The following is a 13,026-nucleotide window of genomic DNA, read 5'->3' as shown; positions in this document are numbered from 1 at the left end:
GATCGATTAAGTTTTGTCTTAATTTTTCTAAATATTTTAATGTTAAAGAAATATTTTGATTTTTTAAATCTTAAATGATTTACTGATTTCTTTTTGTTTCTAATACTCATTAGCCCAGATAGTAATGGAAATCCTTTCTAGTCCTGAACTTTTTTCAGGACTAGAAAGATTGAAATGGATAGCTGGATATGGCTCCAAAAAAAATTGAGCAAATGAAACAATAATTGAGATTGTTTCGTTCCTCGCAATGACTAACAAATAACGAAAAACAGCGAAGGGATTTTCTGTTTTAAAAAACAAACAAAAGTATGTACGTAGTAAAAAGAGATGGCCACAAAGAGCCGGTAATGTTCGACAAAATCACAGATAGAATTAAAAAACTATGCTATGGTTTAAATGATTTAGTAGATGCCGTGAAAGTCGCAATGCGAGTAATTGAAGGGCTTTATGATGGAGTTTCTACGTCAGAATTAGATAATTTAGCAGCCGAAACTGCGGCTTCAATGACTATTGCGCATCCTGATTATGCACAGTTGGCAGCGAGAATTGCAATTTCGAATTTGCATTCCAATACTAAAAAATCATTTTCGGAAACAATGAACGATATGTTTCATTATGTAAACCCGAGAAATGGACAAGATGCACCTTTATTATCTGAAGAAGTACATCAGGTGATTATGAAAAATGCGGAATTTTTAGATTCCCATGTGATATACAATAGAGATTTTAATTATGATTATTTTGGGTTTAAAACTTTAGAACGTTCTTATTTACTAAAAATAAACGGTAAAATCGTGGAGCGTCCGCAACACATGTTGATGCGTGTTTCGGTCGGGATTCACTTAGATGATTTAGATTCAGTGATTGAAACGTACGACTTAATGTCGAAAAAATTCTTTACGCATGCAACGCCTACATTATTCAATGCAGGAACTCCAAAACCGCAAATGTCTTCTTGTTTCCTTTTGGCGATGCAAGATGATAGTATTGATGGGATTTATGACACGTTGAAACAAACGGCTAAAATTTCGCAATCAGCAGGTGGAGTTGGGCTTTCTATTCATAATGTAAGAGCTACAGGTTCTTACATACGTGGAACAAACGGAACGTCAAACGGAATTGTTCCGATGTTGCGTGTTTTCAATGATACGGCACGTTATGTAGATCAAGGTGGTGGAAAACGCAAGGGAAGTTTTGCGATATACATCGAGACTTGGCATGCGGATATCTTTGAATTCTTAGATTTGAAAAAGAATACCGGAAAAGAAGAAATGCGTGCAAGAGATTTGTTTTTTGCGATGTGGACGTCTGATTTATTTATGAAACGGGTTCAAGAAGACAGTTATTGGACGTTGATGTGTCCTAATGAATGTCCGGGATTGTATGATGTGTATGGCGAAGAATTTGAAACCATGTACATTGATTACGAGAAACGTGGAAAAGGTAGAAAAACCATTAAAGCGCATGAGCTTTGGGAGAAAATTCTAGAATCGCAAATCGAAACTGGAACGCCTTACATGTTGTATAAAGATGCCGTCAATAGAAAATCAAACCAGAAAAATTTGGGGACGATTCGTTCTTCGAATTTGTGTACCGAGATTATGGAATTTACATCCAAAGATGAAATTGCAGTTTGTAATCTAGCTTCTCTTTCCTTGCCAATGTTTGTTTCTAATGGAAAGTTTGACCATGAATTGATGTATACCGTTACAAAACGCGTAACCAGAAACTTGAATAAAGTAATCGACAGAAATTATTATCCGGTAATAGAAGGGGAAAATTCTAATAAACGCCACCGACCAATTGGTCTTGGAGTGCAAGGATTAGCCGATGCTTTCATTATGTTGCGTATGCCGTTTACGAGCGACGAAGCTAAAAAACTGAATCAGGAAATTTTTGAAACATTATACTTTGCTGCGGTAACCGCATCGATGGAAATGGCCAAAGAAGAAGGTCCTTATTCGACATTTAAAGGCTCGCCAATATCTCAAGGAGAATTCCAATACAATTTGTGGGGAATGAAAGATGAGGAATTATCTGGTCGTTGGGACTGGGCTTCCTTGCGAAAAGAAGTGATGGAACACGGAGTGAGAAACTCGTTGTTAGTGGCACCAATGCCAACAGCATCGACGTCACAAATTTTGGGTAACAACGAAGCATTCGAACCCTATACTTCTAATATTTACACCAGAAGAGTCCTTTCGGGAGAATTTATTGTGGTAAACAAACACTTGTTGCACGATTTAGTGGAGCGTGGTTTGTGGAACGAAACGTTGAAACAAGAATTAATGCGAAATAACGGTTCGGTTCAAGACCTTAATATTCCGCAAGACCTGAAAGAATTGTACAAAACAGTTTGGGAAATGTCGATGAAAGACATTATTGATATGTCTCGTCAACGTGGTTATTTTGTGGATCAATCACAATCGTTGAACTTGTTTATGCAAAATGCCAATTATTCTAAATTGACATCGATGCATTTCTATGCTTGGCAATCTGGATTGAAAACGGGAATGTATTATTTGAGAACAAAAGCTGCGGTAGATGCGATTAAATTTACATTAAACAATGATAAAAAAGCGGAGCCAATCGAAATCAAGGAGCAATCAATCGTTATTCCTGCAGTCGCTGAAGCAGTAGAAATGACTGCCGATGAATACAGAGCCATGCTCGAATTGTCTAAAAATGCAGGTCCGGATGAGTGTGAAATGTGTGGGTCGTAGGCCATTGCGAGAAACGAAGCAAACTCATTTTAAAACCATTTTGTTGACATCAACGAAATGGTTTTAAAACAAAAAAGCAGTTATTGTTATGATAACTGCTTTTTTTTTTGGAGCTATCTACTTCGTCAGTTCGCTTCGCTCGTGTCCCGCTTTCCGTTGCAATCTTTTTATTCACCAAAAAAAGGCGAATAAAAAGGATTTTCACTTTAATCGGGGCTAAAACACCAAGATTTAACAGTAATATTTGTAAACAATTCACTATATTTGAGATAGTTATTAGCCTTGAAGACTTTTTTATAATAATCAAAACGATAAAAAATGGAAAATAAAAAATTTACTATTACAGATGATTTATTAGCTTCCAAAAGCCAGCGTCTCCTGAATCTACTTATCGATATATTGATTATTTATATTATAGCAATAAGTATTGTCGCTACCATTAATATAATTGGAGATACAACAAACAGTCATGGGGCATCGAATTGGGTTTCATCATTAAGTTTGATTGAAAATTTATTCTTTGGACTTATTATTTTGTTTTTTTACTATGTATTTACGGAGATGTACTTCTCCAGGACCTTTGCTAAGTATTTTACCAAAACGATTGTAGTACGAGTTGATGGATCTAAACCCAATACCAAAAACTTTATGATACGAGCAGTATCCCGTCTAAATCCTATGGACCCTTTTTCATTTCTGGGTAAAACAGAAAGAGGTTTGCATGATACTTTATCCGCAACGTATGTGGTGAAAAAACACGAGTTTATAACCAAGAAAAAATTATTTACGAAAGAATAAGAAAGTAGATAAGATAAAATTAGCAGTCATTTTAGACTGTTTTTTTGTTTATAAACACAACCTTTTCTTTATATTCGCTCCTTGTAAAAACCAAAAATATAATGATGCACTGGGAACAACTTTTATCACTAAAACGACAAGGAGACAAAGGCAAACGATTGCGGATAGAACAAGACGACACCCGTTTGGGTTTTGAGGTGGATTATGACCGTATTATCTTCTCGGCTGCCTTTAGAAGTTTACAAGATAAAACGCAGGTTATTCCGTTATCAAAAACTGATTTTGTACACACCAGATTGACGCACAGTTTAGAAGTTTCTGTCGTGGGGCGTTCTTTAGGGCGATTGGTGGGTAAAAAAATCATCGAGAAATATCCGCATCTACAAGAAGTGCATGGCTATCACATGAATGATTTTGGGGCTATAGTTGCCGCTGCATCATTGGCTCATGATATTGGGAATCCACCTTTTGGGCATTCCGGTGAGAAAGCAATTGGTGAATATTTTTCCATTGGGAAAGGACAACAATACAAGGACCAGCTTACGGCAAAAGAATGGCAGGATTTAATTGATTTCGAAGGAAATGCGAATGGATTTTCGGTGTTGACGGCCAGTCGTCCGGGAATTGAAGGAGGACTTAGAATTTCGTTTGCAACTTTGGGTGCTTTTATGAAGTATCCAAAAGAAAGCTTGCCGAAGAAACCAACCGCAGCTATTGCCGACAAAAAATACGGTTTCTTTCAAACGGATAAAACTTTTTTTCAAGATGTGGCTTCTGATATGGGATTGATTCCAAATAAAACAGGGATCGATATTGGTTTTGAAAGACATCCTTTAGCGTATTTAGTCGAAGCGGCTGATGATATTTGTTATACCATTATTGATTTTGAAGACGGAATCAATTTAGGATTAGTTTCCGAAGATTTTGCTTTAGAATATTTGATAAAATTGGTGAAAGACAGCATTGATACTTCAAAATACAAGACCTTAGAAACCAAAGAAGATAGAATAAGTTATTTGCGCGCTTTGGCAATTGGAAGTTTAATCAATGATGCCGTAAAAGTATTTGTCGAAAATGAAGTGCTGATCCTGAACGGAAAATTCCCGTATGCCATAATGGATAAGAGCAAATACAAAGCGCAGATGGACGATATTATCAAAATAAGTGTGGATAATATTTACCAAAGTCGGGAAGTCATTGAGAAAGAAATTGTAGGCTACCAGATTATTCAAACCTTGTTAGATAAATTCATAACGGCTTTCAATAATAAATTCGATGGGAATGCATCTAATTACGACTCTTTAATTCTGAAAATGTTGCCTGAAAAGCATCATTTGGAAAAAGAAAATTTATACGGAAGATTATTACATATTTGTCATTTTATCTCATTACTGACAGATGGAAATGCGTTGTTGTTTTATAAAACAATTACTGCTGTTAAAAATTAACAATTGTGTACTAATCATTAATTTGTTATTGTAGATTAAAAAAATTAGATTTGTTTTCAGCTTTTATGATTGATGAATTATTAGATTTTTATGAAAAAAATTATACTTTTTTTAGTTTTTTTAACGCATTTTTTTGCTTTAGGACAATCGAACGCTTTAATTATTCAACATTATTTAAATACTCCTAATGCTAAAATTAATGTTTCGAAAAGCGATTTTAAGGATTGGGTAATACAAAGCGATGGTGGAGCGACCAGCTCCGGAATACAAAATTGTTATGTAGTGCAACGTTATAAAGGTATTGAAATCTTTAGAGCAGTTTCTAATTTTTCAATACAGAATAGTGAAGTTATTGATGTTCAAAAACGAATAGTGGATGGTGTTTCTAAAAAAGTAAATACAACCAAACCCTCATTATCAGCAGTAGATGCTTTGACTAAAGCGTATTCGCTCTTGGGCATGAAAGCCGATGAAATTTTCACTGTTATAGAAAATAAAGAAGCTCATAAATTTAAAATAAGCAATGGGTTAGGCATTCAGGAGCCAGTCACTGCTAATTTAGTTTTTCATCAAGCCAGTAATGGTAAATTAATTTTGGCGTGGGATTTTACCATTTATACACCAACTCAGGACCATATATGGAGCGTGAGAATTGATGCCACTGATGGGGGACTGTTAGAAAAAAATGATTTTGTTATTTCTTGCAGTTTTGATCATAGTAAAGCAATCAGTCATTCTCATGAGTCTTGGGCAAATTTATTTGACTCCAGTTACAAACAAATTTTTTCGGCCTCTCCAACGCAAACAACTAGTGGGTCCTACCGAGTGATACCATTCAATTTTGAAAGTCCCAACCATTCTGCTTTTCAACTTGTTCCGAACCCAGCGAACAGCCATGCATCTCCTTTTGGCTGGCATGATGTTGATGGTGTGGCGGGACATGAATTTACGATAACCAGAGGAAATAATGTATGGGCTAAAGAGGATTTTGTCAGCACTAATTCAACTTCGGGTTTTAGCCCTTCAGGTGGAGCATCACTACTTTTTGATTTTCCTTATGGTGGTACAAATGTACAGGCATCAACCTATATAGATGCGGCAATTACGAACCTTTTTTATATGAATAATGTCATGCATGATGTTTGGTATCAATATGGTTTTGATGAAGCAAATGGAAATTTCCAAGTGAATAACTACAATCGTGGCGGGAAAGATACGGATCATGTTAATGCTGATGCACAAGATGGATCATTAGTGGTACCAATGAGTTTAAATAATGCTAATTTTTCAACTCCGGTGGATGGGAGTAGCGGAAGGATGCAGATGTTTCTGTGGGATCGAGGTCCAGAAATTAAGCCAATAATAATTAATTCGCCTGCAAGTATTGCTGGAAGTTATGTAGCAAGGCAAAACTCCTTTAACCCAGGACGTGTTGATTTGCCTGTGGCTCCCAATTTCCTGCAATCTGATGTAGTGCTCTACTTAGATAGTACGGGCGGCACCTCCCAAGGGTGTGTAGCACCTTCTAATGCTGCGGCAATGAGTGGGAAAATTGTCATTTTAAGAAGAGGGAGCTGTACGTTTGTAGTAAAAGTAAAAGCGGCGCAAAATGCTGGGGCTATTGCTGTAATTGTTGTTAATAATGCTGATGGAGATTTAATTATGTCGGGAGCTGATGAATCGATTACCATACCTGCCATAAGTGTTACTCAGTCCGTTGGGGAGAATATTATAACCCAAATGCAGACTCAAGCCGTAAATATAAAAATTCAATTAGAGGCTTCTCCTTTCATAAATTCAGATGGTGATTTCGATAATGGGATTATTGCACACGAATATGGTCATGGGATTTCTACTCGTCTGGCCGGTGGGAGCAATAACTCCAGTTGTTTGAATAATGCGGATCAAATGGGAGAAGGCTGGTCTGATTGGTTTGCATTAATGATGCAAATTAAACCTGGAGATTCTGGTGGTGCCAAAAGAGGAATAGGGACTTTTGTTTCTTCACAAGCCACAGATGGCAGGGGAATACGAGATTTTCAGTATTCTACGGACAGGGCGATTAATCCAATGACATACGCCTCTACCAATAATTATCAGTTTATTGACACAGATAATGTATCAAAAACCTCCGTACACGGGGTAGGTTCCGTTTGGGCTACTATGCTGTGGGACTTAACGTGGGCTTATATCAATAAATATAGTTTTGATAATAATAAATATACAGGATCAGGCGGGAATAATAGAATCATGCGAATTGTATTAGATGGAATCAAATTACAAGCTTGCAGTCCTACTTTTGTAGATGCAAGAAATGCTATTATAGCTGCAGATCAGGCAATAACAGGCGGTAAGGATTTCTGTTTGATTTGGGAAGTTTTTGCTGCCAGAGGACTAGGAGTAAACGCATCTGCTGGAGACAATAATGTCGGGAATGATCAAGCTGAAGATTTTACAAGACCTGCATCAGGACCAAATTGCGCCTTAGCGGTAGACAACTTTGAGAGTGATGTGATGCGCGTATTTCCAAACCCATCCAAAGGGCCAATAACAATTAAAATTGATCAATACTCTGGTAGGGTAAATATCCAAGTAATAGATCTTAACGGACGAGTGCTTTATGATGTTAAAAACCAAGAATTCAGTAGAGCAAAATCAATTGATTTAAGTGCATTGGCAACCGGGATTTATATATTGGATATAAAAGGAGAAAATTTACATTATGTTGAAAAAATAATTAAAAATTAATAGCATAAATTTTAAAGCCCTGAAAAAATTTTTCAGGATTTTTTTAAAACAAATATTGTATTCCAACACCTATAGCTTGCCGTACTTGTACTTTTGGGCCTTCAGTGACTTGAATTCCCGCTATTTCTCTTTTTGATTTAATATCATCATCATAAATAATATGTGCGCCAATATTCGCTTTTACGTATTGGTTTACCACTAATTCAAATTGGAGGTCGTAATCGATATCTATGTTGCCAAAATGATTCACATAATCAGAATATAAACTGAGGCGATTTTCTAAATGAATATTTTTAAAAATTTCTTTTTTCAGATGACCCGTAAATAAAAACCCGAGCTCTGTTCTGGATTTTTCGCCTTTTTCGATCAAATTTCCGTTCAGATCGTAAATGGCTTTAGAGACACCAAAAGCACCTTGATTCGCTAATCTTTGATCTAAAACCAAGGTTGTTTTAAATGTAAATGGGGAAATATAAAATGTTCTTTTTTTCTCTTTATTTATATTCTCAGCTCCTATTCCCATGAAGGCATAAGCGGGTGCAAAGGGCTTTGATATTGCAGTTTCAGTATTTGGATAGGAATAACCATTAGTGAACTGCGTATTGAAATTTAATTTTGCGGAATGGTACCAATTCGAAAGGGTGTCTTTTCGGTAACCAAATGTTGAGTTTAATAAAAAGGCATCATCCGTTTTTCTTACTTCGATGCGGTCTTGTTTGTTTAAACCATATCGGATTAAAAGTTCATTGGTCCAATTGTAATTGCTTCGGTTGTACGTTCTCAGAAATTTTCCGTTGAACAACCCGGAAACGGAGCTTGTTCCTCCGGGACTCCAGTTGATAAAAGCGACTTCGGATATGTCAAATCCTAAACTATTTTTTTTTGTCCAATACGATAAAGGGACATGTGGTTTCTTAGTTCGTATATTGACTACTACGGTCAGCGGTTTCTTTACTTTTGTGAGTGTTGTTACAGGTTCAAGTGCAGTTTTCATAGTACTGACTGTTGCTTCTTGGGAAAAACTATTTATAGAAACTGAAAATAAAAAAAGTAAAAATGCAGTAGGGAGTAATTTCATTACGGGTGAGATTAAATTTAAACGTGCAAAATAATTATTTTAATAGCTTGAAAAAAGGATTTCAAGACTTTTAACGTCAATTTTGCAATATTGTTGTAATTCAGCTACTGTTCCCTGTTCAATAAATTCGTCAGGAATGCCTAATATTTTTATTTTTGAAGTGTAATTATTTTGGGAAGCAAATTCAAGTATAGCACTCCCAAAACCGCCATTTACAACGCCGTCTTCTAGCGTGATTATAGTTGAAAATTCAGTAAAAATGGTATGTAGTGCTTTTTCGTCTAATGGTTTGACAAATGAAAAATCATAATGGGCAATGGTTTCCTGGTGGTCTGTCTTGGCTATAGCCAAAGTGACATTGTGACCAATAGTTCCATTTGATAATACTGCGATATGTGTTCCTTTTTTAATACAAATGCTTTCTCCAATTGCTATTTTTTTATACTTTCCCAGATGTTGATCGTGCCAATTCTGAATCACACCACGACCTCTTGGATAACGGATAGCGATGGGTTGATTCAATCCCAGTTGTGCAGTATAGAGAATGTTTTGAAGCGCTATTTCGTTCATGGGGGAATAGATAATCATATTAGGAATACAGCGCAAATAAGCAAGATCAAAAACACCGTGATGCGTTGCGCCGTCTTCTCCCACTAATCCCGCTCTGTCCAAACAGAAAATTACCGGTAAGTTTTGCAGTGCTACGTCATGAATGACTTGGTCGTATGCTCTTTGCAAAAAAGTAGAATAAATATTGCAAAATACGATCATTCCTTGTGCCACCATTCCGGCCGCTAAGGTAACGGCATGTTGCTCGGCGATTCCTACATCAAAGGCGCGTTTTGGGAAAGCTTCCATCATGAATTTGAGGGAACTTCCCGAAGGCATTGCAGGTGTAATCCCTATTATTTTTTCATTTTTTCGGGCCAAATCCAATACGGTCAAGCCAAAAACATCCTGGTATTTCGGCGGTAAATTCTCTTCTGATTTGATGTGAATTTCCCCAGTTGTAGCGTCAAATTTCCCCGGCGCATGGTATTTAACCTGATTTTCTTCGGCTTGTTGCAGTCCTTTACCTTTGGTGGTGATGATATGGAGAAATTTTGGTCCTTTTACTTTTTGCAAGCGTTTGAGTTCCTTGATAACCGCAAAAAGATTATGCCCGTCAATAGGACCCGAATAATCAAAATTCAATGATTTAATCATGTTGTTCTGCCTCGGATTTTTCCCTTCTTTTACGGCAGTAAGATACTTTTTTAACGCACCAACGCTCGGGTCAATGCCGATGGCGTTATCATTAAGGATCACCAGTAAATTAGCATCAGTAACTCCGGCGTGATTTAATCCTTCAAAAGCCATTCCTGATGCGATGGAGGCATCTCCAATCACTGCAATATGTTGTTTATCGTATTCGCCTTTCAAATTAGAAGCAATCGCCATTCCTAATGCTGCCGAAATGGAAGTCGAAGAATGTCCTACGCCAAAAGCATCGTAAATACTTTCACTTCTTTTTGGGAAACCGGAAATACCGCCGAGTTGCCTGTTGGTATGAAAATTTTCTCTTCGGCCGGTGAGTATTTTATGTCCATAGGCCTGATGGCCTACATCCCAGACCAACAAATCATTTGGTGTGTCAAACACATAATGCAAAGCGATGGTGAGTTCAACAACGCCCAAACTGGCCCCAAGATGGCCTTCTTTTGCGGCTACAATATCAATTATGAAATTGCGTAATTCTTGAGCGACCTGAGGAAGTTGGGTTTCATCAAGCAGGCGTAAATCGGTTGGATTGTTTATGGTTGAAAGTAAATTATCTGACATAAAGCAAAGGTACGATTTGAAATTGTATTTTTACATTTGATAAAAAACTTGTTTTATAAAGAATCACAAAATAAAGCGAAGATTTGCAAAGAACTTAAATATGCGAATTCGCGGACTTATACTATGATAAATCCTTTCACCGACGAATATTTTATGAAAAAGGCTTTGCAGGAAGCCGAAATGGCTTTTGAAAAAGGCGAAATTCCGGTTGGTGCCATTATTGTCATTGATAATAAAGTTATTGCCAGAAGTCATAATTTAACCGAATTACTTCATGATGTTACGGCTCATGCGGAAATGCAATCCATAACTGCCGCAGCTAATTATCTTGGCGGAAAATATTTAATGGGTTGTACGCTGTACGTCACACTGGAACCTTGCCAGATGTGCGCCGGCGCTTTGTACTGGAGTCAGATTTCGAGAATTGTCTATGGAGCCACTGATGAAAATAGGGGTTTTGTTAAAATGGGAACACAATTGCATCCTAAAACAACTGTTGTAAAAGGTATCTTGGCTAATGAAGCTTCGGAGTTGATGAAGCGGTTTTTTGTGGAGAGAAGAAAATAATTCTATTTACACAAATCCCTAGCCCAGATTACTTCACTTAATGTTTGTTTTTTATAGGAGTTCAGTGAACTTCGTTTGTAGTGGCATCCTTTTGCAAAGCTTCCAGCCTTTTGAAGGGTGAAAGCTTTGCAAAAGATAGAGCGGATAGCTGGATTAGCTCCTAAAATCAAATAAATTATAAATTACAGATTGCTTCGAAAAATCTCGCAATGACGCACAAAAAAACCGCCAATCTTACGAAAGGCGGTTTATAATTTATTCTATGACAGCATTTTCTTTTTTGTCGTAGAAATGATATTCTAAATACGTGTAAGCATCACGAGGTATGATTTTCACCCACTTTTTATGTTCAAGAAACCATTTTGAACGTAATGATGGAAAACCTTTGGTAAGGTATGCGGCCACAAACGGATGTACATTAAGCACAACATCTTTGTGGTTTTTTAATACTCTTTCCAGATCAAAAGCGATTTTATCAATGATTTGAATTGGTGCTTCAATTTCGGCACTTTCATTGTTTGGATCTTCTTCTCTGGTCTTAATATTTACTTCTGGTCTTACTCTTTGTCTTGTAATTTGAACTAGTCCAAATTTACTAGGGGGTAAGATCTTATGTTTTGCTTTATCATCGCTCATTTCTTCCCTGAGGAAGTCGAACAACACTTTGCGATTTTCAGGATTCGACATGTCGATAAAATCAACCACAATGATTCCGCCCATATCACGAAGACGCAGTTGTCTTGCAATTTCGGCTGCTGCTATCATGTTGACTTCCATGGCTGTATCTTCCTGGTTGGTAGCTTTATTAGAACGGTTTCCGCTGTTTACGTCTATAACGTGCAAGGCTTCAGTATGTTCGATAATAAGATACGCCCCTTTACTCATGGATACTGTTTTTCCAAAAGAAGTTTTGATTTGTCTCTCTATGTTGTATTTCTCAAAAATAGGTGTGTCATTTGATTGATAAAACTTCACTATTGATTGTTTCGAAGGGGCAATTTCTTGCAAATAATCCTTCGTTTGGTTGTACAACTCTTCATCATCAATTTGAATACCACTAAAGGTATCATTAAATACATCTCTTAATATCGAAGAGGCTCTATTGAGTTCTCCTAATACTTTTGAAGGATGATGAGCAGTTGGTAATTTTTTACACATTGCAGTCCATCTGCTGAGCAGGTTCTGCAAATCTTTTTCTAATTCGGCTGTATTTTTGCCTTCGGCTACTGTGCGAACAATAACACCAAATCCTTTTGGTTTGATGGATTGTACTAATCGTTTCAAGCGTTCTTTTTCTTTTTTGTCTTCTATTTTTTGAGAAATAGAAACACGATCAGAAAACGGAACCAAAACTATAAATCTTCCGGCAAGAGAAAGCTCAGCGCTAATCCTTGGTCCTTTTGTAGATATAGGTTCTTTGACAACTTGTACTAAAACAGATTGATTGGCACTCAAAACATCAGTAATGGTACCATCTTTGTCTATTTCTTTTTCAAACTGAAAGTTTTTTAGGGAGAAATCTTTTAATTTACCTGCGCTTACAAGTTTTATGAATTTCAGTTGGGAAGCTAAATTGGGTCCTAAATCATGATAATGTAAAAAGGCATCTTTTTCAAAGCCAACATTTACAAAAGCAGCATTTAGTCCGGCAACGGGTTTCCTGATTTTGGCAATAAAAATATCGCCAACTTGGAAGTTGCTTTTTTCTTCTTCTTTGTGTAATTCAATTAGTTTTCCATCTTTTAATAAGGCAAAATCTACGGCTTCAGAACTAGATCGGATGATTAATTCTTTATTCACGCTGTACATTTTTATCTATTCGCTGTGGCGAACAAATGGATTA

The 13,026-nt window shown here is 36.7% G+C and carries 8 protein-coding genes; 5 read left to right on the top strand and 3 right to left on the bottom strand.

What is annotated here, in order from left to right; all coding sequences use genetic code 11:
• Nucleotides 1–308: 308 nt before the first annotated feature.
• The 4 genes from EKM01_RS12440 (at nucleotide 309) to EKM01_RS12425 (ending at nucleotide 7,717) form a co-directional block, all read left to right on the top strand.
• A complete protein-coding gene (locus tag EKM01_RS12440; RefSeq protein ID WP_126768574.1) occupies nucleotides 309–2,723 on the top strand; it encodes a ribonucleoside-diphosphate reductase subunit alpha in 2,415 nt (804 codons plus the stop codon).
• Between the two features lie 318 nt (nucleotides 2,724–3,041).
• A complete protein-coding gene (locus EKM01_RS12435; RefSeq protein ID WP_126768573.1) occupies nucleotides 3,042–3,521 on the top strand; it encodes an RDD family protein in 480 nt (159 codons plus the stop codon).
• A gap of 104 nt (nucleotides 3,522–3,625) precedes the next feature.
• Nucleotides 3,626–4,969, top strand: coding sequence for a dGTP triphosphohydrolase (dgt, locus tag EKM01_RS12430; RefSeq protein ID WP_126554080.1), 1,344 nt, complete (start codon nucleotides 3,626–3,628; stop codon nucleotides 4,967–4,969).
• Between the two features lie 90 nt (nucleotides 4,970–5,059).
• The gene (locus EKM01_RS12425; protein ID WP_126768572.1) at nucleotides 5,060–7,717 is read left to right on the top strand and encodes a T9SS-dependent M36 family metallopeptidase; all 2,658 of its coding nucleotides are present in this window, start codon (nucleotides 5,060–5,062) and stop codon (nucleotides 7,715–7,717) included.
• A 43-nt stretch (nucleotides 7,718–7,760) separates the two neighbouring features.
• On the opposite strand, the gene EKM01_RS12420 is transcribed toward EKM01_RS12425, so the two are convergent.
• Nucleotides 7,761–8,795: a DUF3078 domain-containing protein gene (locus tag EKM01_RS12420; protein WP_126567699.1), complete on the bottom strand. Its 1,035-nt coding sequence runs from the start codon at nucleotides 8,793–8,795 to the stop codon at nucleotides 7,761–7,763.
• Between the two features lie 39 nt (nucleotides 8,796–8,834).
• Nucleotides 8,835–10,616 carry a 1-deoxy-D-xylulose-5-phosphate synthase gene (locus tag EKM01_RS12415; protein WP_126768571.1) on the bottom strand — a complete coding sequence of 594 codons (1,782 nt, stop codon included), beginning with the start codon at nucleotides 10,614–10,616 and terminating at the stop codon, nucleotides 8,835–8,837.
• A gap of 123 nt (nucleotides 10,617–10,739) precedes the next feature.
• Here EKM01_RS12415 and EKM01_RS12410 point away from each other — a divergent pair, with 123 nt between their 5' ends.
• Nucleotides 10,740–11,183 (top strand): nucleoside deaminase, encoded by a 444-nt coding sequence (locus EKM01_RS12410; protein WP_126553959.1) that lies wholly within the window; start codon nucleotides 10,740–10,742, stop codon nucleotides 11,181–11,183.
• A gap of 255 nt (nucleotides 11,184–11,438) precedes the next feature.
• Here the strand turns inward: EKM01_RS12410 and EKM01_RS12405 are convergent, their stop codons facing one another.
• Complete coding sequence (locus tag EKM01_RS12405) at nucleotides 11,439–12,983, bottom strand: ribonuclease E/G (RefSeq protein ID WP_126455129.1); 1,545 nt, start codon at nucleotides 12,981–12,983, stop codon at nucleotides 11,439–11,441.
• Between the last annotated feature and the right edge of the window lie 43 nt (nucleotides 12,984–13,026).

Origin of the sequence: Flavobacterium sp. RSP46, from assembly GCF_003984825.1 — a bacterium.
Classification (GTDB): domain Bacteria; phylum Bacteroidota; class Bacteroidia; order Flavobacteriales; family Flavobacteriaceae; genus Flavobacterium.
This window is presented reverse-complemented; position numbering and strand designations above follow the sequence as displayed.

Coding starts and splice junctions, on each gene's coding strand:
- EKM01_RS12420 (WP_126567699.1), bottom strand. CDS start 8,795: ATGAAATTACTCCCTACTGCATTTTTACTTTTTTTATTTTCAGTTTCT.
- dgt (WP_126554080.1), top strand. CDS start 3,626: ATGCACTGGGAACAACTTTTATCACTAAAACGACAAGGAGACAAAGGC.
- EKM01_RS12425 (WP_126768572.1), top strand. CDS start 5,060: ATGAAAAAAATTATACTTTTTTTAGTTTTTTTAACGCATTTTTTTGCT.
- EKM01_RS12440 (WP_126768574.1), top strand. CDS start 309: ATGTACGTAGTAAAAAGAGATGGCCACAAAGAGCCGGTAATGTTCGAC.
- EKM01_RS12410 (WP_126553959.1), top strand. CDS start 10,740: ATGATAAATCCTTTCACCGACGAATATTTTATGAAAAAGGCTTTGCAG.
- EKM01_RS12435 (WP_126768573.1), top strand. CDS start 3,042: ATGGAAAATAAAAAATTTACTATTACAGATGATTTATTAGCTTCCAAA.
- EKM01_RS12415 (WP_126768571.1), bottom strand. CDS start 10,616: ATGTCAGATAATTTACTTTCAACCATAAACAATCCAACCGATTTACGC.